Annotated in this window: 22 protein-coding genes; 12 read left to right on the forward strand and 10 right to left on the reverse strand. The window is 62.0% G+C overall.

The annotated features are described in order from the left end of the window. Positions 1-65 precede the first annotated feature (65 nt). Positions 66-788 carry an acetoacetyl-CoA reductase gene (gene phbB, locus V8J81_RS15560; RefSeq protein ID WP_368476660.1) on the forward strand — a complete coding sequence of 241 codons (723 nt, stop codon included), beginning with the start codon at positions 66-68 and terminating at the stop codon, positions 786-788. A 214-nt stretch (positions 789-1002) separates the two neighbouring features. Then, positions 1003-1878 carry an aromatic amino acid exporter YddG gene (yddG, locus tag V8J81_RS15565; protein ID WP_368476661.1) on the forward strand — a complete coding sequence of 292 codons (876 nt, stop codon included), beginning with the start codon at positions 1003-1005 and terminating at the stop codon, positions 1876-1878. A gap of 185 nt (positions 1879-2063) precedes the next feature. On the opposite strand, the gene V8J81_RS15570 is transcribed toward yddG, so the two are convergent. Then, positions 2064-2204: a hypothetical protein gene (locus tag V8J81_RS15570; RefSeq protein ID WP_368476662.1), complete on the reverse strand. Its 141-nt coding sequence runs from the start codon at positions 2202-2204 to the stop codon at positions 2064-2066. A gap of 325 nt (positions 2205-2529) precedes the next feature. Here V8J81_RS15570 and gcvA point away from each other — a divergent pair, with 325 nt between their 5' ends. Beyond that, the gene (gcvA, locus tag V8J81_RS15575) at positions 2530-3477 is read left to right on the forward strand and encodes a transcriptional regulator GcvA (RefSeq protein ID WP_368476663.1); all 948 of its coding nucleotides are present in this window, start codon (positions 2530-2532) and stop codon (positions 3475-3477) included. A gap of 29 nt (positions 3478-3506) precedes the next feature. On the opposite strand, the gene V8J81_RS15580 is transcribed toward gcvA, so the two are convergent. The 3 genes from V8J81_RS15580 to V8J81_RS15590 form a co-directional block, all read right to left on the reverse strand. Beyond that, a complete protein-coding gene (locus V8J81_RS15580; protein ID WP_368476664.1) occupies positions 3507-3671 on the reverse strand; it encodes a YdcH family protein in 165 nt (54 codons plus the stop codon). A 107-nt stretch (positions 3672-3778) separates the two neighbouring features. Next, positions 3779-4507 (reverse strand): tRNA1(Val) (adenine(37)-N6)-methyltransferase, encoded by a 729-nt coding sequence (locus V8J81_RS15585; protein WP_368476665.1) that lies wholly within the window; start codon positions 4505-4507, stop codon positions 3779-3781. Further along, positions 4504-4719, reverse strand: a complete 216-nt coding sequence (locus tag V8J81_RS15590) for a putative signal transducing protein (RefSeq protein ID WP_368477662.1) — start codon at positions 4717-4719, stop codon at positions 4504-4506. The genes V8J81_RS15585 and V8J81_RS15590 overlap by 4 nt, the downstream gene beginning before the upstream one ends. Before the next feature lie 52 nt (positions 4720-4771). On the opposite strand from V8J81_RS15590, the gene V8J81_RS15595 reads away from it, so the two are divergent. Continuing rightward, positions 4772-5785, forward strand: coding sequence for a polyprenyl synthetase family protein (locus V8J81_RS15595; RefSeq protein WP_368476666.1), 1014 nt, complete (start codon positions 4772-4774; stop codon positions 5783-5785). On the opposite strand, the gene V8J81_RS15600 is transcribed toward V8J81_RS15595, so the two are convergent. The 3 genes from V8J81_RS15600 to V8J81_RS15610 form a co-directional block, all read right to left on the reverse strand. Next, positions 5782-6573, reverse strand: coding sequence for a 4-(cytidine 5'-diphospho)-2-C-methyl-D-erythritol kinase (locus V8J81_RS15600; RefSeq protein ID WP_368476667.1), 792 nt, complete (start codon positions 6571-6573; stop codon positions 5782-5784). The two genes, V8J81_RS15595 and V8J81_RS15600, sit on opposite strands and share 4 nt — an antisense overlap. After that, the gene (locus V8J81_RS15605) at positions 6570-8252 is read right to left on the reverse strand and encodes a tetratricopeptide repeat protein (protein ID WP_368476668.1); all 1683 of its coding nucleotides are present in this window, start codon (positions 8250-8252) and stop codon (positions 6570-6572) included. The genes V8J81_RS15600 and V8J81_RS15605 overlap by 4 nt, the downstream gene beginning before the upstream one ends. A 77-nt stretch (positions 8253-8329) precedes the next feature. Further along, positions 8330-9979, reverse strand: coding sequence for an electron transfer flavoprotein-ubiquinone oxidoreductase (locus V8J81_RS15610; RefSeq protein WP_368476669.1), 1650 nt, complete (start codon positions 9977-9979; stop codon positions 8330-8332). A gap of 191 nt (positions 9980-10170) precedes the next feature. On the opposite strand from V8J81_RS15610, the gene V8J81_RS15615 reads away from it, so the two are divergent. From V8J81_RS15615 to V8J81_RS15625, 3 genes are all read left to right on the forward strand, one after another. Beyond that, positions 10171-10479 carry a DUF2834 domain-containing protein gene (locus V8J81_RS15615; protein WP_368476670.1) on the forward strand — a complete coding sequence of 103 codons (309 nt, stop codon included), beginning with the start codon at positions 10171-10173 and terminating at the stop codon, positions 10477-10479. A gap of 158 nt (positions 10480-10637) precedes the next feature. Further along, positions 10638-11903 carry a diaminopimelate decarboxylase gene (gene lysA / locus V8J81_RS15620; protein WP_368476671.1) on the forward strand — a complete coding sequence of 422 codons (1266 nt, stop codon included), beginning with the start codon at positions 10638-10640 and terminating at the stop codon, positions 11901-11903. A gap of 31 nt (positions 11904-11934) precedes the next feature. Continuing rightward, the gene (locus tag V8J81_RS15625) at positions 11935-14487 is read left to right on the forward strand and encodes a DUF4175 domain-containing protein (protein ID WP_368476672.1); all 2553 of its coding nucleotides are present in this window, start codon (positions 11935-11937) and stop codon (positions 14485-14487) included. Positions 14488-14494: 7 nt separating this feature from the next. On the opposite strand, the gene V8J81_RS15630 is transcribed toward V8J81_RS15625, so the two are convergent. Further along, positions 14495-15340 carry a zinc-ribbon domain-containing protein gene (locus V8J81_RS15630; protein WP_368476673.1) on the reverse strand — a complete coding sequence of 282 codons (846 nt, stop codon included), beginning with the start codon at positions 15338-15340 and terminating at the stop codon, positions 14495-14497. 246 nt (positions 15341-15586) lie between these two features. Between V8J81_RS15630 and V8J81_RS15635 the strand changes: the two genes are divergently transcribed. Genes V8J81_RS15635 through V8J81_RS15655 form a run of 5 tightly spaced genes read left to right on the forward strand, consistent with a single transcriptional unit; the run spans position 15587 to position 18696 of the window. After that, positions 15587-16264, forward strand: a complete 678-nt coding sequence (locus tag V8J81_RS15635) for a cell division ATP-binding protein FtsE (RefSeq protein ID WP_368476674.1) — start codon at positions 15587-15589, stop codon at positions 16262-16264. Continuing rightward, complete coding sequence (locus V8J81_RS15640; RefSeq protein WP_368476675.1) at positions 16261-17163, forward strand: cell division protein FtsX; 903 nt, start codon at positions 16261-16263, stop codon at positions 17161-17163. The genes V8J81_RS15635 and V8J81_RS15640 overlap by 4 nt, the downstream gene beginning before the upstream one ends. Continuing rightward, positions 17160-17885 (forward strand): lysophospholipid acyltransferase family protein, encoded by a 726-nt coding sequence (locus tag V8J81_RS15645; protein ID WP_368476676.1) that lies wholly within the window; start codon positions 17160-17162, stop codon positions 17883-17885. Before V8J81_RS15640 ends, V8J81_RS15645 begins: the two co-directional genes overlap by 4 nt. Continuing rightward, entirely contained in the window at positions 17885-18484 is a 600-nt protein-coding gene (locus V8J81_RS15650; RefSeq protein WP_368476677.1) for a pyridoxamine 5'-phosphate oxidase family protein, read from the forward strand. Before V8J81_RS15645 ends, V8J81_RS15650 begins: the two co-directional genes overlap by 1 nt. After that, positions 18481-18696 carry a hypothetical protein gene (locus V8J81_RS15655; protein WP_368476678.1) on the forward strand — a complete coding sequence of 72 codons (216 nt, stop codon included), beginning with the start codon at positions 18481-18483 and terminating at the stop codon, positions 18694-18696. Before V8J81_RS15650 ends, V8J81_RS15655 begins: the two co-directional genes overlap by 4 nt. Here the strand turns inward: V8J81_RS15655 and V8J81_RS15660 are convergent. Both V8J81_RS15660 and V8J81_RS15665 read right to left on the reverse strand, forming a co-directional pair. Then, positions 18693-19652, reverse strand: a complete 960-nt coding sequence (locus V8J81_RS15660) for an acetyl-CoA carboxylase carboxyltransferase subunit alpha (RefSeq protein ID WP_368476679.1) — start codon at positions 19650-19652, stop codon at positions 18693-18695. The genes V8J81_RS15655 and V8J81_RS15660 overlap by 4 nt on opposite strands. Positions 19653-19743: 91 nt before the next feature. Further along, positions 19744-20919, reverse strand: coding sequence for a LytS/YhcK type 5TM receptor domain-containing protein (locus tag V8J81_RS15665; RefSeq protein WP_368476680.1), 1176 nt, complete (start codon positions 20917-20919; stop codon positions 19744-19746). Positions 20920-20981: the final 62 nt, after the last annotated feature.

Consider the following 20981-nt stretch of genomic DNA (forward strand, 5'->3'; position numbering starts at 1 on the left):
ATAATTGCGCAGCCGTTTCTATTTCGCTAACAAGATTTCAATAATACCCAAAAGGAGAGACAGACATGGGACGAGTCGCACTGGTCACCGGCGGCAGCCGCGGAATCGGCGAAGCCATTTCTAAGGCCCTGCAGGCCGAGGGCTACACGGTCGCCGCCACCTACGCGGGCAACGATGAAGCCGCAGCTAAGTTCACCGCGGAAACCGGCATCAAGACCTACAAGTGGAACGTCGCCGACTACGACAGCTCCAAAGCGGGCATCGAACAGGTCGAAGCCGACCTCGGCCCGATCGAAGTGGTTGTCGCCAATGCCGGTATCACCCGCGATGCGCCCTTCCACAAGATGACGCCCGAGCAGTGGCATCAGGTCATCGACACGAACCTCACCGGTGTCTTCAACACCGTCCACCCGATCTGGCCCGGCATGCGCGAACGCAAGTTCGGCCGCGTCATCGTGATCTCTTCGATCAACGGCCAAAAGGGCCAGTTCGCCCAGGTCAACTACGCCGCCACGAAAGCGGGGGACCTCGGCATCGTGAAATCCCTCGCCCAGGAAGGCGCGCGCGCCGGCATCACCGCCAACGCGATCTGCCCCGGCTACATCGCGACAGAGATGGTAATGGCCGTGCCTGAGAAGGTGCGCGAATCGATCATCGGCCAGATCCCCGCAGGCCGGCTGGGCGAGCCTCAGGAAATCGCGCGCTGCGTCTGCTTCCTCGCCTCCGATGACAGCGGCTTCATCAACGGCTCGACGATCTCCGCCAACGGCGCGCAGTTCTTCGTCTGAACCGACTTGAATAAAACACAAAAGGCCTCCGCTCACCCGCGGGGGCCTTTTTCGTCCGCATCTTTGTTCCATAAATATGCATCACCCCTCACTGCTGCCAGAAACTCCCCATCCCACGCACGACCTCAGGGTCGGCGGGCGGGGGCGGGTGGGTGGGACGCACGGCGACCCTGAGGCCCTGTCCAACCCGACTGAACTCTCCTAAACCAACTCCATGACCCGCCGCACCGCGACATCCATCGGCTTCATCGCTGTCCTGCTTTGGGCGCTCCTCGCGCTGTTCACGATCGGTACAGCCCCGGTCCCACCCTTCCAACTCAACGCCATGACCTTCGCGGTCGGCGGTACAATCGGCCTTGGTTGGGTGACGGCAACAAACGGCTGGCCTCGCCTCCGAACCGTCCCGCTGCACGTCTACATCCTCGGAACGATCGGCCTCTTCGGCTACCACGCGCTCTATTTCAGCGCGCTCCGCCTCGCCCCACCAGCAGAAGCGAGCCTCATCGCCTATCTCTGGCCGCTCTTCATCGTTCTCTTCTCCGGCCTTCTTCCGGGCGAACGCTTGGGCCTTCTGCATATCCTAGGCGCCCTCATCGCCTTTGCAGGGGCCGCGCTTCTCATCGCGCCAGACGCCAACGGCTTCACCGGCGGCGCAGGCCTTATCCTCGCAGGCCTCTGCGCTCTCACATGGTCCGGCTACTCGGTGCTGTCCCGGTCGTTCGGTGCGGTCCCCACGGACAGCGTCGCCGTCTTCTGCATCCTCACAGCACTGCTCTCCGTGCCTCTGCACCTGATGCTGGAACAAACCCAATGGCCCGCAGACGCGCTCGGCTGGAGCGCAGTTCTCGCCCTCGGCCTCGGCCCAGTCGGGCTGGCGTTTTACGTCTGGGATGTGGGGGTCAAGGCAGGGGACATTCAGCTATTGGGCGTCGCAAGTTACGCGGCCCCGCTTCTGTCGACCCTGATCCTTGTCATCGTGGGGGTAGCGTCAGCCTCCCTCACCCTTCTTCTTGCTGCCGCCCTAATCGCAGGCGGAGCAGGGCTGGCCGCTTACGGCTCAGCCAGGGCTCAGCGCAGCGCGCCGAGATAGCCCATCAAACGCGCCATATCGCGTGCTTCATTTGCACGGCGGGCGGCGGCCATCGCCGATACACGGCGCACATAAGTAAAGAGCATTTTAATCGACCCTCTCTGATCCTGAGGCATAACGGGGAAGAGCCCGTCCCTTACACCCAAGAACCGGCCCACCCAATTGCCAATTTCGAATAGCTGGTATCAGCTGGCTGCAACCCGTGTGGCTGCCCCATCTGCGCGACCCATGACGCGCATCCAGACCGAACGGACGTACGCACGCCGCGCGGCGCGGGCCTCAGCCACGACGGTGTTGAATCCAGGGTCGCAATAGAACTCATACATGATGCACCTGTTTAGACGATTGAAGCGGTATGCGCCTATAAGTATGTGCTTTCGGCGCATTTAGAATTGCATTCTGTGCAACCCCGCTTCCCGTCTCGTGGCCCTTAGCGGCGGCCCGTCAGAAAGCTCCAGACTTCGCCCAGGATCTTGCCACGCTCAGCATGGGCGCGGGTGATGGCGTTGCGGGCGGCAGGGTTGGTTGTGTTGTCGAAAAACATCTTTAACCTCATTGGTATCTTTTGGCTGTTGAAGGATATTTGGGGCGCCACCCGCATTTTCACAAACGAGACTTTCCATTCCTTCAGTCAAGCGATACTTAACTGAAATGTCCGATCGCCTTCCGCCCCTCACCGCCCTTCGCGCATTCGACGCTGCCGCCCGCCATATGAGCTTCTCCAAGGCCGCTGCCGAATTGAACGTGACCCCCGCCGCCCTGTCCTTCCAGATCAAGTCGTTGGAAGAACATCTGGAAGCGCCGCTGTTCCGCCGCCTCAACCGCGCGGTGGATTTGACCGATGCAGGCCGCGCCCTCGCGCCGGGGGCGGCCGATGGCTTCACTGCGCTGTCCGCCGCCTGGCGTGCCGCCCGCCGCACCGTCGATCAATCCACACTCACCGTCACCGCAGGCCCCGCCTTCACCGCCAAATGGCTCGCCCCGCGCCTCTTCACCTTTGCCGAAGAGCATCCGGGCATCGAACTCCGCTTTTCCGCCACGCTGCGGATCATGGACTTCACGCGTGACGATGTGGACGTCGCCATCCGCTTCGGCTTCCCACGAGAGGAGGAGGGGCTGTTTTCCCGCAAGGTGATGGACGAGTGGCTCACCCCGATGATGAGCCCGGCGCTGGCCGAACAATTCCCCGCCCCCTCAGACCTCGCCCGCGCGCCGCTTCTGCACCAGGACGACACCGCAGGCTTCAAACCCGCCTTCGACTGGGCCGCATGGTTCCGCGCCGCCGGTCTGCCGCCGCGGTTCGCGTCGGGCACACGGTTCAGTCAGGCGGACCACGCCATCGACGCGGCAATCGCCGGCGGTGGGGTTGTTCTGGGCAGGATTTCACTGGCCGAAGGCGATCTGCGCGAAGGGCGGCTCGTCGCCCCCTACAAGATCGGCCTTAGGACCGAGGCGCAGTATCGCTTTGTCTGCCCGGAAGGGTCCGAGCATCGCCCGCAAGTGCGCGCATTCCTCGATTTCCTTGAGACCCACACAGAGGCGCTCAAGACCTATCGGGACGGTATGTCGTTCGTGGACGCAGCCGAGGTTGCCGAATAACGCGGCCATCCCCGGCCAGCGTCACCGCATCAGCTGTCGAGCCGCGCGATTTCTTCCTTGAGGCGAAGCTTCTCTTTTTTCAGCTCACGGATGATCAGATCATCCGTGGCAGGGCTCCGCTGGCTTTCCTCGACCTTGGCCGAGAGGGTGGCGTGCTTCTTCTTAAGTTCCTGAAGATGGGCGCCTAGCGACATATGAGTCTCCTCTCGATGTGGAATGTGAACGATCCAAGTGCAGCACAAAAACGCCTTCATGTCACGTTCGGCAAAGCCGTTCGATAAAAAGCTTGGCACTTAATAGGTTAATCGAAAGTTAAAGCCGCCCCATCTCTCAGCACCGCGCGGGCTGTTGCCGAATAGTCATCCCCATCGCGCAGATGCGTCGCACCTTCATGTATAAGAACCGGCGCGCACAGCCGAAACGCCCCGCGTCCCCCCTTCCGCGCACGCAGCACAACGCGCCCTGCATCGCGCCCCTCCCGCGCGGCCAACGGCAAAACAGCGATCGATCCAAACCCATCCAGCCCGGCAAGCACGTCCGGCAAACGCTCCGCCAGGTGGATCATCGTCAACCACCCGCCCGGCTTCAGCCGCGCGCGCGCGACGGTGCACCACTCCGCCAGCGGCGTCTCCTCCCGAAACGCACCCTCGCGCCCGGCATCCTCCGCCGCCGTCCCGGCCCCAGCCGCCAGATAAGGCGGGTTCGCAATCACATGGTCAAAGGACCTCTGCCGCAACTCCGCAGGCAGCGCGGTCAAATCCGCCTCAACCACATCGACCCCATTGCGCCGAGCCAGATCCGCATAAAATGCCTGCCGTTCGACCCCCGTCACATGGCACGCGACACGCGCCGCCAGACACAGGGCCGCAACGCCTGCCCCACAGCCCAATTCCAGCACATGCTCCCCCGCCTTCGCCGGGCACGCTGCCGCCAGAAACACCGGGTCGGTCGCCGCGCGATAACCAGTCCTGGGCTGCCATGCCTGCACGCGCCCGCCTAGAAATCCGTCTTGCGTCAGCTCTCTCGTCACTCACTCACCGGCAGGTCATTGTCACGCAGCGTGGCGCGCGCCGTGAACGCATCTTCGCGCCGCACCAGCAGGCGGCGCGGCAATATGCCGATGCTGCCTTCCAGGGCGCTCATATGGACGTCCATCTCGAACACCTCTATATCCTCGCCCGATAGAAGCGCCGAGGCGAAGGCGATCACGGTCGGGTCGTTGCTGCGCAGAATTTCAAGCATATCCGACAGGTAAGCAGCCGCCGCCGGGATGTCGAGACAGGGGATAAGGCACATGAGCCTCGATCACGCCGCCGCCAAGCCGCATGAGCGCCTCAGCGCCCTGTTGTCCGATGATCTGGATGGCGTGAATGCCCTGATCCGTGAGCGTATGGCGTCCGAGCACGCCCCCCGCATCCCTGAGGTCACAGCCCATCTGGTCGAAGCCGGCGGCAAGCGCGTGCGCCCAATGCTCACCCTCGCCTGCGCGCGGCTCTGTGGCTACTCGGGCGACGATCACATCAAGCTCGCCGCAACGGTCGAGTTCATCCATACGGCTACACTGCTGCACGATGATGTCGTCGACGAAAGCGAAAAGCGGCGCGGGCGGCCCACGGCCAACCTGCTGTGGGACAACAAATCAAGCGTGCTGGTGGGCGACTACCTTTTCGCCCGCGCTTTCCAGTTGATGGTCGAACCGGGTTCCCTCCGCGTTTTGTCCATCCTGTCCAACGCCGCCGCCACGATTGCCGAGGGCGAGGTTCTGCAACTCTCCGCCGCAATGAACATCGACACCACCGAGGATACGTACCTGCAAGTCATCCGCGGCAAGACTGCCGCCCTGTTCGAGGCCGCCTGCGAGGTCGGAGGGGTGATATCAGACAGTGACGAAGCAATCGTGAAGGCGCTGGCCGCCTATGGCGACGGCCTCGGCGTGGCCTTCCAGATGGCCGACGACCTGCTTGATTGGGGCGGCGTCGATGCCGCCAGCGCAGGCACGCTCGACAAGAACATCGGTGATGATTTCCGCGAACGGAAGCTGACCCTGCCGGTGATCCGCGCGATCGCCGCCGCCGACGCCGACCAACGCGCCTTCTGGTCCCGCACCATCGCCAAAGGCGACCAACGCGACGGCGATCTGGAAGAGGCCCTGCGCCTGCTGACGCAGCACGGTACGCTCGCCCAGACCCGGGATGAAGCGAACGCCCACGTGGCACAAGCCAAAGCGGCCCTGGCCGATCTGCCAGACGATCCGATCCGCGATATGCTGAGCGATCTGGCCGACTACGTCGTGGCGCGGCTGAACTAGGGCAGAACCTCCGCCGCCTCGGCCCACCACTCATCAGGCATTGATGCTGCAGCCGCCCGGGCAGTAGCCTCGGTCTCAAACAGCCCAAAGCACGTCGCGCCTGATCCGCTCATACGCGCCAACGCGCAATCTTCGGCAGCAGCCAGTCGATCCAACACATCTCCGATCACCGGTTGCATTGCCATCGCAGGCACCTGCATGTCGTTGCGCGCGATTGACAACCATCTGATAAAGCTGGAAAAATCGCTCCAATTCGGCTCCGGCAAAGGCGCATTGTCCACGCGCTCCATCGCCCCAAAGACCGCCCCCGTTGGCACTTCCACACCCGGGTTGACCAGCACGATCCACATTGGCGGTAGCGCCGGAACATCCTCCAGAACCTCACCAATCCCGCCCATCTGCACGGGCCGCCCGTGTACACAGACCGGCACATCTGCACCCAATGCCTCGCTGCCCTCAGCCACGCCACCAAGGGCGCGGATCACCGCAGCAGCATCCGCTGACCCGCCACCAATGCCCGCCGCATGAGGCAGATATTTTTCTATAAGAATATCAGCTGGCACCCCAAGCCATTCGGCAGCCTTCCAGGCGATGTTGCTCGCATCGACCGGAACACCAGCCGCGCGCGGCCCTTCGACCCGCAGACACATTGCCTTGGCAGGGTCAACGCTCACCCAATCGCCAACCCCGGCAAATACCACCAGCGAGTCGAGCAGATGCAGCCCATCCTCGCGCTGCCCGACAACGTGCAGCGCGAGGTTGACCTTCGCAGGCGCCAGCAGCCTCACTGGCTTTCGCCCACGCCACCTTCCTCTTCGAGAACCTCGTAAAGTCCGACCTCCAGCTTGCGCCGAATACGTTCGGCTTCGACCTCATCATCGGGGTCGAAACTCAGCGCGCGATGCCACTGAAACTCCGCCTCACGGTAGCGGCCCACCATCCAGTAGACGTCGCCCAGATGGTCGTTGAGGATCCAGTCGTTCGGCTCCAGCTCCACCGCACGCTCCATGGGTGCGACGGCATCGTCGAACCGGCCAAGGCGGTAATAGACCCAGCCAAGGCTATCCACAATGAACCCGCTTTCGGGCCGCGCGGCGACAGCGCGCTGGATCATGTCGAGCGCCTCATCGAAATTCCGGCGTTGCTCGACCAGTGAATAGCCAAGGTAATTCAGGACGTTTGGCTGTTCGGGGTTCAACTCCAAAGCGCGGCGAAAATCAGCCTCTGCCGGGGGCCAATCATCCAGCTGATGATAGCAAATCGCCCGCGCGTAATGGATGAACCAGTAGCGTGGCAGGTCCGCATCGACGAGGTCGAGCACCGCTGAATAGGCCGTGATCGCCTCCTCAAACCGTTCGTTTCGGCGCAGGATATCGCCATAGGCGGCCTGCAACGACGCCAGCTCAGGCCGCGCTTCGACCAGAGCGCCCAACGTGGTCACCGCCTCTTCGCTTTGCCCTAGTTCTTCCAACGCATTGGCGCGCCCCATTTGCGCTTCGATGTAGTTGGGGTCTTCTTCGGGAACCGACGACAAGGTCGTTGCTGCAAGCGAATGCTGCCCATCCTCGGCCATCAGCTCACCCGCCAGAAGCGCCGCATCGGTGTGCGTCGGATCAATCCCACGCGCCGCCTGCGTCATCAGCAACGGCAAAGTCCGGTTCCGGTCGCCCGACAAAAGCTGCGCCACCGTGAAGAACACTTCCGCCACGCCATCCTGCGCCGTGATGACGAAATCATAGGGCGTTTCCGCGCCGCTCCCGATTTCGGCCTGCAACGCCAGCAAGCCTGGGTCCGGCACGGCCTGCGTGTACCCGTCCAGCAAGTCCAACGCTTCGCCCCGCAACCCTATCTGAACCATGATTTGCGCGCGGGCGCGGACGACACGCTCGGTATTGGTGATCTGCACCCCTGTCTCGCCAGACAAGATCGCATGGGCCGCCTCGAAATCGCCAACCGCCCCACGCGCCAGCGCAAGGTGCAGGGCGGCCAATTCCTCAAGCCCGCGTTCGCTCGCCAAGGCCTCGAACGTTTCCACGGCACCCGACATGTCGCCTTGGCCAAAGGTCAGCCAAGCGCGCGCCAGATCATCGGCCAGCGGCCCGGGGCCATCCCCGGCCTCAATCATCGCAACCGCGTCGGGCAATTCGTCCTGCGCCACATGGCGTACAAAGCGGACCAATTCCACCAGTTCCTGACCATCGGCATCCGCAGGCAAAGCCGCCGCGATCTCAGCCGCACGCTCCCATTCCGCAAGCGAGGCATGGGCAAACACGGCATTGGAAATCAGGAAGGGATTGCCCGGATCAAGCTCCAGCGCGCGGTCGAAATACTCAGCCGCCGCCTCATGGTTGCCCGAGATCGCCGCCGACCGCGCCGCAAGGTACGATCCGGCCAGTCCATCCGCTGAAACAGGCCCGGCAAGCCCCGCCAGAACGGCGAAAACGGATAGGTGAGTTTTGAAGGCCATGCGAATGCTCTCCCGGTAAGGCGCGGCTTTGGTCAGAAGACTAGGCCGCGCCCATGGGAAGGGCAATCGCAGGTCACTTACATGTTAGGGTAATTCGGCCCGTCGCCGCCCTGTGGCACCGTCCAGACGATATTCTGGCTCGGATCCTTGATGTCACAGGTCTTGCAATGCACGCAGTTCTGGAAGTTGATCTGGAAGCGCGGGTCCTTGCCCTCCTCCTCGACCACCTCGTAAACGCCCGCCGGGCAATAGCGCTGCGCGGGCTCCGCATATTCGGGAAGGTTCACCGCAATTGGGATGCTCTCGTCCTTCAGCTTCAGATGCGCAGGCTGGCTTTCCTCGTGGTTGGTGAAGGAATAGCTCACGTTCGTCAGCCGGTCGAAGGACAGCTTGCCATCGGGCTTCGGATATTCGATCGGGTTCCAGCGCGCCGCCTTCATCGTGGCGTCGGCGTCCGACTTGCCATGGCCCTTTGTCCCGAACAGCGAGAAGCCGATGGTATTGGTCCACATGTCGAATCCGCCCAGACCAAGCGCGCTCATAACGCCGCCGTTCGATTGGAACGGCTTCACGTTACGCACCTTGTAAAGGTCCTGACCCACCGGGCCTTCGCGCAAGGCGGTGTTGTATTCGACCAACTCGTCGCTGGCGCGGCCTTGGCCAATCGCCGCAAACGCCGCCTCAGCCGCCGCGATCCCCGACAGCATCGCGTTATGGTTGCCCTTGATCCGCGGCACGTTCACCAGCCCGACCGAGCAGCCCAGCAGCGCCCCACCGGGGAAACACGCCTTGGGCATCGACTGATACCCGCCCTGCGTGATCGCTCGCGCGCCATAGGCCACGCGCTTACCTCCTTCCAGAAGCTCCGCAATCATCGGGTGATGCTTGAAGCGCTGGAATTCCATGTAGGGCGACAGATGCGGGTCCTTGTAGCCCAGCGCCGTCACCAGACCGATGAAGATCTGGTTGTTCTCGGCATGGTACACGAACGAGCCACCCTGCGCGTTCTTGCCCAAAGGCCAACCCAGTGAGTGGAAGACAGTGCCTTCCTTGTGCTTGTCCGGGTCGATTTCCCAGATTTCCTTGATCCCGATGCCGTATTTCTGCGGCTCAGCATCCTTATCCAGCTCGTACTTCGCGATCACTTCTTTCGACAGCGACCCGCGCACGCCCTCGCTCAGGAACACGTATTTGCCGTGAAGCTCCATCCCCGGCTCGGTGTTCTCGCCGTAAGACCCATCGGCCTCCAGCCCAAAGACACCGGCCACAACGCCCTTCACTTCGCCATTGTCGCCATAGACCAGCTCGGAACAGGCCATGCCCGGGAAAATCTCAACGCCCAGCTCTTCGGCCTGCTCGGCCATCCAGCGGCAGACATTGCCCATCGAGACGATGTAATTGCCGTGGTTGTTCATCAGCGGCGGCATCGGGAAGTTCGGGATGCGCAGGCCACCGGCCTCACCCAGCATGTAGAACTTGTCGTCCTTCACCGGCACATTCAGCGGTGCGCCCTTCTCTTTCCAATCCGGGATCAGCGTATCAAGGCCCACCGGATCAAGCACCGCGCCCGAAAGGATATGCGCGCCCACTTCCGAGCCCTTTTCAAGAACCACGACGTTCAGATCAGCGTCCAGCTGTTTCAGCCGAATGGCCGCCGACAGCCCCGCAGGCCCCGCGCCCACGATGACCACATCGTATTCCATGCTTTCGCGTTCGATCTCGGACATCCGTTTGATCCCTCTCAAGCTGTCATCAGGCCGTCCCAACCGGCCCGGAAATGGCATTTGCATGGGCCTAGCGCGCCCTTGCCCTTAAGGTCAATTATGACGCAGTGGCACGGGCACTTGGTCTGACGATTTGACGCGTCTGGTCTTAGGGGCAAGGGCCGCTATGTCGCGCTTCAAAGGAGTTCTCCCCCATGCTGCGCATTCTCTACTTCGTCCTGTTCCTGATCGGCCTCTATCCGTGGGTGCATTTCTACCGCTGGTTCGACCAGAACGGCTGGGACCTCGGCCCGATGGTCGACGCCTGGTACGTGAATGAGGCGACAACGGGCATCACGTGGGACCTCACCATCGCTGCGATGGTTCTGGTGGTCTGGACCATTGTGGAAATCGTCCGGCATCGCGACTGGTGGTTCCTGCTGGTCGTCCCCGCCACCTTCGGCGTCGGCGTCTCTGCCGGGTTGCCCTTGGCGCTGTTCCTCAAGGCCCGAAAAAATGCATAAGAATGCGGCCAAACTCCTCCCGCTCGGGAAGGCTTCCGGGCCTTGTTAACCACAAAACCCTCCCGTTCGGAAACAACTCCTCCCGAACGGGAAGATTTCTGACCTTTGCGCCACCCCGCCAACAATGCTAGCTGCGCCGCGAAACGAAAGGGCCGGTGATGGATCATTTTCTGTACAAAAGTGGCGTTCTTCACGCCGAAGATGTCCCGCTGACCGACATCGCGGCCCAGGTCGGCACGCCCTTCTATGTCTACTCGACTGCTACGCTGACACGCCATTTCGACGTGTTCACGGAGGCGCTTTCCGGCATGGATCATCTGATCTGCTACGCCATGAAAAGCAATTCAAATCAGGCGGTTATCGCACACATGGCCTCGCTTGGGGCGGGCATGGACGTGGTCTCGGGCGGTGAATACCTGCGCGCCAAAGCCGCTGGTGTGCCGGGTGAGAAGATCGTGTTTTCGGGCGTCGGCAAGACCCACGAAGAAATGCGCATGGCGCTGGAGGGCGGCATTCGGCAATTCAACGTCGAATCCGAGCCAGAGATGGAACGCCTTAGCCAAGTCGCTGATAGTATGGGACAAATCGCCCCCATCACCATCCGCGTGAACCCGGATGTAGACGCCAAGACGCATGAGAAAATCAGCACGGGCCGCAAGGAAGACAAGTTCGGCATCCCTATCTCCCGCGCGAGAGAGGTTTATGCCCACGCAGCCTCCCTGCCCGGCCTCAAGGTCATAGGCATCGACGTGCATATCGGCAGCCAGCTAACCGACCTTGAACCCTTTGAAATCGCTTACCAAAAAGTGGCTGAGCTGACGCATCAACTGCGCGCCGATGGCCATGAGATCACCCGCCTCGACCTCGGTGGCGGACTTGGCATCCCGTATGAGCGCTCCAATTCCGCGCCGCCATTGCCCATCGAATACGGCGCCGTCGTCAAACGCACTGTGGGCGATCTGGGTTGCGAGATTGAGATTGAGCCGGGCCGCCTGATCTCAGGCAATGCGGGCCTACTCGTGGCGTCCACAATCTACGTAAAGCACGGAGAAGGCAGGGATTTTCTGATCCTCGACGCCGCGATGAACGACCTGATCCGCCCCGCAATGTATGGCGCATGGCACGATATCGTGCCCGTGACAGAGCCTGCACCCGGTGCCGAGCAGACCCCCTATGACATCGTAGGCCCCGTCTGCGAATCCGGCGACACATTCGCCAAACAGCGCAATCTGCCGGAACTGAAAGAAAACGACCTGATCGCCTTCCGCTCTGCCGGCGCGTACGGCGCAGTGATGAGCAGTGAATACAACTCTCGCCCACTCATTCCCGAGGTTATGGTGAACGGCGATCAATTCGCCGTCATCCGCGCACGTCCATCGTTTGACGACATGATAAACCGCGATACTATTCCCACATGGGCGTGACGCCCGCCGGGGCACGCCCGGGAAAGGGAATATGACCGAGCGCGACCCAAAGACCTCCGCTTTTCAGCGCCTGATCTGGCCCCTGCGCCTGACCCGTTTGGGGATGGTTTCAGAGCGTTTGGTCCGGTCCTTCTGGCCAGTCTGGACCCTGCTTTTCGTGGTATTGGCCGCCGCCGCCTTTGGTGCGGGCAGCTTGTTGCCCCCGAGCTGGGGCTGGCCCGCCTTGGGCGTTATCGCATTGGTGTTGCTAGGCTTTCTGGCACTTGGTGTCCGGCGCTACAGCCACCCGACCCGTGACGAAGCCTTGGTACGCCTCGACAGCACGATGCCCGGTCGCCCGATCACGACCCTGATGGACACACCCGCCGTCGGCGGTGATGATCCGGCCAGCCGCTCCGTCTGGGCCGCCCATGTGCGCCGCATGGCAGACCGCGCCGCATCTGCCCGCGCGCCGGAGCCTGATTTGCGCCTGTCGCAACGCGACCCGTACGCGCTGCGCTACATTGGTGCGACCGCTCTTGCGATGGCGCTGATGTTCGGCGCGTTCAGCCGCGTGGGTGAGGTGGGCGAAGTTCCGCTGGGGGCTGGCCCCGCCACGGCCTCCTCCGGCCCAAGCTGGGAAGGCTGGGTGGAACCGCCGCTCTACACCGGGCTGCCCTCCCTCTATCTCAATGAAATCACAGCGGATTCCTTTGAAGCTCCGCTCGGTTCAGAGATCACCTTGCGCGCCTACGGGGTCCCCGGCGAAATCACCTTGCGGACAGACATCGGCGAACTGCCCGAACTGGACCCCGATGCCTATGCGCAAACAGTCGTTATGGAGCAGGGCGGGACGCTTGCAGTCGATGGCCCCGGTGGCCGCGAATGGCGCGTCATCGTTCGGCCCGACCAACCGCCAACTGTTGCTTTGGAAGGTGAAGTCGAAGGCGAGCCGCCCGGCGCGATGGAGTTCAGTTTCACGGCCAGCGACGACTACGGGGTCCGCTCTGGCACCGCGACCATCCGGTTGAATCTCGATGCCGTCGACCGCCGTTATGGCCTGGCGCTTGACCCAGAACCGCGCGAGCCCGTCGTTCTGGACCTGCCGATGCCGTTCCGTGGTAACCGCGATGAATTCACAGAGGTGGTGCTCGAAGACCTAAGCCAGCACCCCTTCGCCAACTTGCCCATCACGCTGACACTGACGGTCAACGACGATGCCGGTCAGATTGCCACCGTCAGCTATGATGTGGACCGTCTTCCGGGCCAGCGCTTCTTTGACCCGATGGCGAACGCCTTGATCGAGTTGCGCCGCGACATCCTTTGGAATCGGGACAATGCCGGCCGCTCCGCCCGGTTGCTGCGCGCGATGACCCACCTGCCCGAGCCCGGGATGCCCGAGCCGGTCTACCTTTCCTTGCGCTCTGCTATCCAGCGGCTGGAAAGCGCCATCGACCTCGTATCGCTCGAAGTGCAGGAAGATGTGGCCGAAATCCTTTGGGAAGCCGCGCTTGAGCTGGAATTTGGGGAGCTTGCCACCGCACTTGAACGCCTGCGTCGCGCCCAAGAACGCCTCGAAGAAGCCATGCGGCAAGGCGCCAGCGAAGAGGAAATCGCCGAGCTGATGCAGGAAATGCGCGAGGCGATGGACGATTACATGCAGGAATTGGCCGACAATACCGAGTTCGTCGATGGCACCGATCAGCCGGATCAGGATGATGGCGAGCGCATGGAAATGTCGTCTGCCGATCTCGACGCAATGTTGGAGCGTATTCAGGAACTGATGGAAGAAGGCCGCATGGCCGAGGCGATGGAGCTGTTGCAGCAGCTGCAGGAGCTTCTGGAGAACATGGAAATCACGCAGGGCGAAGGTGGCGGCGATGGCCCGCAGACGCCCGGCCAGCAGGCGATGGAAGGCTTGCAGGACACGCTCCGCGGCCAGCAGGGCCTAAGCGATGACAGCTTCCAAGAGCTTCAGGACCAGTTCAATCCCAACCGCCCCGGCCAGCAGAGCGAGCAACAGGGCCAAGCCCCGCAAGGCAATCAGCCCGGACAGGACGGCCAGAACCCCGGCCAAGGTCAAGGTGGTGACAACGAGCAAGGCGGCGGCTCACTTGCCGAGCGTCAGGAAGAACTGCGCCGCCAGCTTGAGGAACAGGCGCGTCGCCTGCCCGGCACCGGAACCGAGGCGGGCGATGAAGCCTTGGATCAGCTGGAAGGCGCGGGCCGCGCAATGGAAGAGGCCGCCGAAGCCTTGGAACGGGGCGACATTGCCGAAGCTTTGGACCTGCAATCCGAGGCGATGGAAGCGATCCGCGAAGGCATGACCCAGTTGGGCGAAGCATTGGCGCAGGAACAGGGGGCCGAGCCGGGCCAAGGTCAGGCCGAGGGCAATATGGCCGAAAGCCGCCCGCTACAGGACCCGCTGGGACGTCAGGCCGGCAATAACGGGGCATTCGGCTCGGACGAGGAAGGCAGCCTTGGCGGCGAGGAAGCCCGCCGCAGGGCACGCGAATTGCTTGACCTGCTGCGGGACCGCGCAGCGGAACAGGGCCGCCCTGAGATTGAGTTGAATTACCTGCGCCGCCTGCTAGACCAGTTCTGAAGCGGTATTACTCACCTGAACCCGTGGCCCCACCCGCAATCGACCGCGCCATGTCATCCAGCCAGAAGCGCGCGGAATTCACGGCATTCACGTAGCTTTCCAGCGCAGACTCCAATTGCGGAACGGCTGCTGCGATTTCATCGGCATAGACATACACCGCCACGCCGATCGCGGCGAGGAGGAGGATCAGGAAAAAGCCGCGCCGTACCTGCCCCCGGCGCTTCACGCTTTCGACAATTGTGTCGACGTCGCTGGCATCATCTTCGGCTTCGCTCCGGTCGCCAGTGGCGCGCAGGGTCGAGTTGATTTCTTCGATATCGGGCAGAAGTTCGCTTCGTGACGCCGCTGCCGCGACGACGCCTGAGACGGCCAGATCTTCGGCTTCAAACGCATCCTCAGCCTCTTCCAGGTCCGCCAAACGACGGGACCGCGCACTATCTTCCTCGCTCTGAAGCGGCATCTCGGATTGCGTTTCGACCGGATCCGGCTCCGCATCGCCACGACGCAGGCGCGCTTCGCGCTCGGCCTCTTCGCGGAGAATGTCTGCAACGCCTGCATCAATCTGGCGGCGAGCGGGGCGTTCGGGTGTGTCTTCGCCCGGCTCCTCTCCCGGTGCGCCGCTTGGCCCATCCACTGCAATCTCTTCAAGCTGCGGCTCGGGCTCGGGCGCGGGGGGGTCAGGCGCGGGAGGCGGTGCCTGGACCTCTGGCTCAGGCTCCGGGGCCGCCACACGAGGACCGGGCTGGAACCAGGTCGACGAACAGTTGGAACATTGCACATCCCGCCCACCGGCCGGGATCATGCTTTCATCAACTTCGTATCGGGCGCTGCAATTCGGGCACGTCAGCCGCATTGTTCACTGCTCTCGTGGCTAGGCCAAAAAACCGGCCGCGACGGCTCCGACAACATGGGGCCGACTGCTTGTAGTCGCCAAAGATTAACAATCCCCGTTGCTGTTTCCAATCCCTGCATAATTCCAACCATTTGGCCGTTGCATCTGCGTGTCAGATCGGGGGCAAGCGCCAGGGGTGCGATTGCAAGTATGTGCCCAAGAGTGCAAGACAGGGGCAACAAGAATGGCGCGGGGGCGCGAGGCCAGATGATCGAGATGCAGGACGCAGCCTATGGCTACGGATCGGAGCCGCTGCTTTCCGATTTGTCGCTGCATCTCGCGCCGGGGTCGTTCCACTTTCTGACGGGTCCCTCGGGTGCGGGAAAAACGACCTTTCTGAAGCTGTGTTATGCAGAGTTGCTGCCAACCGGCGGGAACATCACGCTGTTTGGCCACACCGCAACGGGCCTCAGCCGCGACGGCATCGCCGACATTCGGCAGAAGATCGGCGTCGTGCATCAGGATTGCAAATTCCTCGACCATCTGCCCGTTTCTGAGAATATTGCCCTGCCACTTTCCGTGACGGGCAAAGGCGGAATGGCGCAGGATTCCAACTTGAATGAATTGGTCAGCTGGGTCGGGCTGACTGCGCGGGCTGAGGCCCTGCCACCAGAACTGTCGGGCGGGGAACGGCAACGCGCCGCACTGGCTCGCGCGATCATCATGGACCCGGATTTGATCCTGGCGGATGAACCGACCGGCAATGTCGATTGGGACATGTCGCTTCGGTTGCTCAACCTTCTGATCGAGTTAAACAAGCTTGGGAAAACGGTCGTTATCGCGACCCACGACCTTGCCCTGATCCGCGCCGCAAAACAGCGCGTCCAGGCCCGCGTATTGCGAATCCAAGGTGGGCAGATCACAGCGGCGGGGGCGGACCTATGAGCCTTCGCAGTGACCTTATGGCCCTTGTGCGCGGCGATCGCGGAGCCGACCGGGTTGTGCCGCGCAGCGGGCAATCCGCACGCCTGACTTTTGCGACGTCGGCGGCCATGGCCTTTCTCGCCGTCTTCGCGATGGCCCTGGCGATGGCATCGGGCCGCTTGGCAGATCGCTGGTCGGATGCCTTGGCGCAATCATCGACCATCCGCATCTCGGCCCCGCCGGCTGAGATGGAGGCGCAGACGTGGGCTGTGCTGACCGTGCTTGAGCAGACGCCGGGCGTCGAAAGCGCCCGCGCCTTGAGCGATGAAGATCAGCAGGCACTGCTGGCGCCTTGGTTTGGGCCAGACCTCCCGCTCGACGATCTTCCCGTTCCGCAGTTGATCGAGATCACGGAAACGGCGGATGGTTATGACGCAGACGGATTGCGACAACGTTTGGCCGCCGAAGCCCCCGGCGCCGTGTTGGACGACCACGACCGGTGGCGCCGCCCGCTAGCGGAGGCGGCAGGGCGGCTTCGGGTGCTTGGTTGGCTGGCGCTTGTCCTGATCCTTGGGGCAACCGGCGCAATGGTCACGCTTGCCGCGCAATCGGCGCTGAGCGCGAATGAGCAAGTGATCCGTGTGCTGCGCCTTGTCGGCTCGCGCGACAGCTACATCGCCCGCGCCTTCGTGCGGCGCTTCACAATCCGCGCGTTTACTGGCGCTGCCCTAGGGGTGTTGATCGGTTTGTTGGCGGTGGCGATCCTTCCCTCAGCCCGCGACACGGCGGCTATCCTGACGGGTCTGAGCTTCTCTGGTGCCGGGTGGCTGTGGCCGCTGATCATTCCACCTTTGGCCGGGGCAACAGCTTTCGCCGCAACTCGTATCGCAGCCTTCCGCACGTTGAGGGGCCTGCAATGATCCAGTGGCTGCGTTCCTTCCTGCACATCGTCCAGATGTACATCGCCATGTTGGTTCTATCGATTGCGTTCTTTCCCTATGCGCTGCTGAGCGCGTCGGGCGCCCATGCGGCATGCCACACCTTCTGCCGCTGGGTGTTTTGGACCCTTGGCTGGATGGTTGGCCTGAAGACCGAAGTGCGCGGCACGCCGCCCGAAGACGAGGTAATGATCGCTGCGAAACATCAAAGCTTTCTGGACATCATGATGATCTACAACGCCGTGCCACGCGGCAAATTCATCATGAAAAAGCAGCTGATGTTCTCACCCCTTCTGGGGCAATACGCGCTGCGCATCGGGTGCGTTCCTGTGAACCGGGGCAAGCGCGGGGCCGCTATCAAGAAGATGCTGCATGACGTGAAATCCGGCAAGCAGCAGGGCGGGCAGTTGATCATCTATCCGCAGGGCACACGTGTGGCCCCCGGAGTTTCCGTGCCTTACAAGGTCGGCACCGCCGCATTGTACGAACAGCTTGGCCAGCCTTGCGTTCCAGTGGCTGCAAATGTTGGCGTGTTCTGGCCGCGCCACGGGATCATGCGCAAGCAAGGCGTCGCGGTGGTCGAGTTCTTGCCAAGGATCGAACCAGGCCTGGACACAGCCGCGTTCATGGAGCGGTTGGAGTCAGATATTGAGACCGCTAGCGACCTGTTACTAGACGAAGCCGGCTTTAAACGGAGCACCTGATGCGGAAAATCACGGATCTGGAAGACCTCAGCCAGCTCTACGGTACGCCCGTCCCCGCATCTCTGACCAAGGTGATGAACGGTCTCACCCCGCTGTATCGTCGCTGGATTGATGCATCGCGCTTTGTCGTTCTGTCGACAGTCGGCCCCGAAGGCACAGATGCCAGCCCGCGCGGAGATGACGGCCCCGTTGTCAAGCTGGTGGATGATCGGACGATCTGGTTGCCCGATTGGCGCGGCAATAACCGCATCGACAATCTGCGCAATATCGTGCGCGATCCGCGAGTGTCGCTGATGTTCATGGTCCCCGGCTGCAACAATGTGGTGCGCGTAAACGGCTCTGCGTTCCTGACCGACGATCCGGAGGCGACAGGTGCGTTTGAACAACGAGGCCGGCACCCAAAGACGGTCATCGTGATCGAGACGGAAGAGATCTACTTCCAATGCGCCAAGGCCCTGATGCGCTCTGGCCTCTGGTCGCGCGACGATTCCGAAGGGCTGCCCACGCCGGGCGATTTCGTGAAGGCCGTCGATGCAGATTTCGACGGTGCCGCCTATGACAGCGGCTATGTAGAATATGCCAAGGACCGCATGTGGTGAGGGCGCTTGGCTACCTTCTATTCACCTTGGCCGTGATCATGGCGACCGTGGCTGGGTTTGTGTTCTTTGCCGCGATCTCGGATTGGCGTAATCGGGGCTGCCCCGGGGCTGAGCAATGCTCGGACGCTGTCAGCGTGATGGTCCTGACGGGCTGCGCACTGGTTGCGGCAGCCGTCATGGCATTTGCAGGGATGGTGTTCGTGCGCCGCTAGGCGGCCAAGCCCTTCGAGCCGAGATCAAGGAACTTGCGGCGGCGGTTGGCAATGACCTCCTCCCGCGCGGGCGATCCAATGTCCGCCAACAAAGCAGAAATGGCCTTTCCGACCGCCTCAATCGTCGCCGGTTTGTCGCGCTGTGCGCCGCCCAAAGGCTCACCAATAATGTGGTCGCAGACGCCTAGGGAATTCAGATCCTGAGCCGTCAGACGCAGGGCTTCTGCCGCTTCGCGCATTTTCTCAGCATCTTTCCAAAGGATCGACGCGCAGCCTTCCGGGCTAATGACCGAGTAGATGGAATGTTCCAGCATGGCCAGCTTGTCGGCTGTCGCAAAAGCGACTGCACCGCCCGATCCACCTTCGCCGATGATGATCGAGATCAGTGGAACACCGATCTGCAGGCATTTCTCGGTTGAGCGTGCGATGGCCTCCGATTGACCCCGCTCTTCCGCACCTTTGCCGGGATAGGCACCGGGCGTGTCGACAAGGCTGATCACGGGCAGGTTGAAACGGTCCGCAAGATCCATAAGCCGAACGGCTTTGCGATAGCCTTCGGGACGGGCCATGCCAAAATTGCGCTCGATCCGGGTCTTGGTGTCATGGCCCTTTTCGTGACCAATTACCACGACGGGCTTGTCGTCGAACCGGGCGAGCCCGCCCATGACGGCGTGGTCGTCAGCGAAGTTTCTATCGCCAGCCAGCGGCGTGTATTCAGTGAACAGGGCCTCGATATAGTCGCGGCAATGGGGCCGGTCGGGGTGGCGCGCGATCTGGCATTTCCGCCACGGTGTCAGATCCTTGTAAAGGTCGCGCAACATGTCGGCGGCCTTCTTGTCGAGCGCGGCTGCCTGATCCTCAACATCCATACCTTCTTCGCGTCGTGCCATGGCGCGCAGCTCTTCCGCCTTGCCCTCGATCTCGGCCAGCGGCTTTTCGAAGTCCAGATAGTTCATTGCGGCACTCACTGCTCGGTTCTTGACGCAATGTATATGGCTGGGGCGTGGACGGGATGCAACTCGGGCCTTCAGAAAGCGACAACCGTGATCAACTGCGGCCCCGTTCAATCAGGAAATTCGCTTTTGCGAAAAGGGCCTCATGCTCATCTGGATTGAAGATCTTAGATCGCCGCACACGCGATGCACCATTGGGTTTCAAGCTGGAGTAGCGCATCGCTTTAGTGCGACTTATCCAATCCGGGTGGGTCGTCAGCGCTGCGCATTCGACACGTCGCAGGAAGTCAGCGGGGTCATCGGCCTCAAGCGACGAAACTTCCCAAAACAAAGATGTCTTTCCATCAAGCGCGTGGTCCGACAGCAAATCGCGGATCAAGGGGCGCAAGCGGTGCACAACCTCGAGCTCTTGCCGTGTGATTGGGACGATAATCCTGCCGTCAGCAGATCGTCCGGCTAGCGACCAATGGGTCAGCGTATCCGAAAAAATGCGCGCCTCGACTTCTGGTAATTCGGACTTTTCGCTGCGCGAAAACAAGCTGCGCCAAACAGAACGATCCGGCTCGATCAATAGGATACCTGATAGCGAACCCAAAGGATGCGCAGCGAACGCATTGGTAACTTCGCGTACAAGGGAATGCCCGCTCAACAGCCCAGTGTTGGGGTATTTTGACCGCATCGAGGCATGTTCTTCCTCCGCAAGGATGCGGCGGTTTTCTCGTTCCAGAAGTGCGCCGATCAGGGGAACCGCGATCAGGTTCATTACCAAGATCGGGCCAGCCGCTGATGTATAAAACCAAACGGCTAAGTCGCGCGGAAGTGCCACGGCTCCCAGCAAATGCGCCGACATGGCCAGAGCCAGCAATAGGAGCATGCCAAAGTTCCGTTTCGGAAGGCCCGCAAGTTTCCGGCACCAAATCATGCCTGCAAGGCCGGTGATCACCATCGCCCATAGCCCTGAAACCATACCGACGCCGCCGATCTCGATCCGAACAGCCATGGTGATCAACAAACACGGAATAAGACCGCGCCAGCCCAGGAAAGCGCCGGCCAGTGCGACGGGGATATTTCTCAGGTCGATGATGAGACCATCAAAAGGCTCAATCGGGGTGTGCATTTGTAGTGCTGACATCGCGCCGAACAACACACCCAGAACGATGGGGGCCGTGTAATTGCCGGTAACGCGTCGACGAACAGCCCCGTAGCTTTCCGCAATCAACGCGGTGACCGCCAAAGCGGCGGCCATGTCCATCAAGATCGGAAAGTTCATGTGGCCCCCTATGTGCCCAGAGATTTCGGCGGACACTAGGAGAACTCAGTTTCTGCGGCGTT

Origin of the sequence: Gymnodinialimonas sp. 202GB13-11, assembly GCF_040932485.1 — a bacterium.
Taxonomy (GTDB): Bacteria; Pseudomonadota; Alphaproteobacteria; order Rhodobacterales; family Rhodobacteraceae; genus Gymnodinialimonas; species Gymnodinialimonas hymeniacidonis.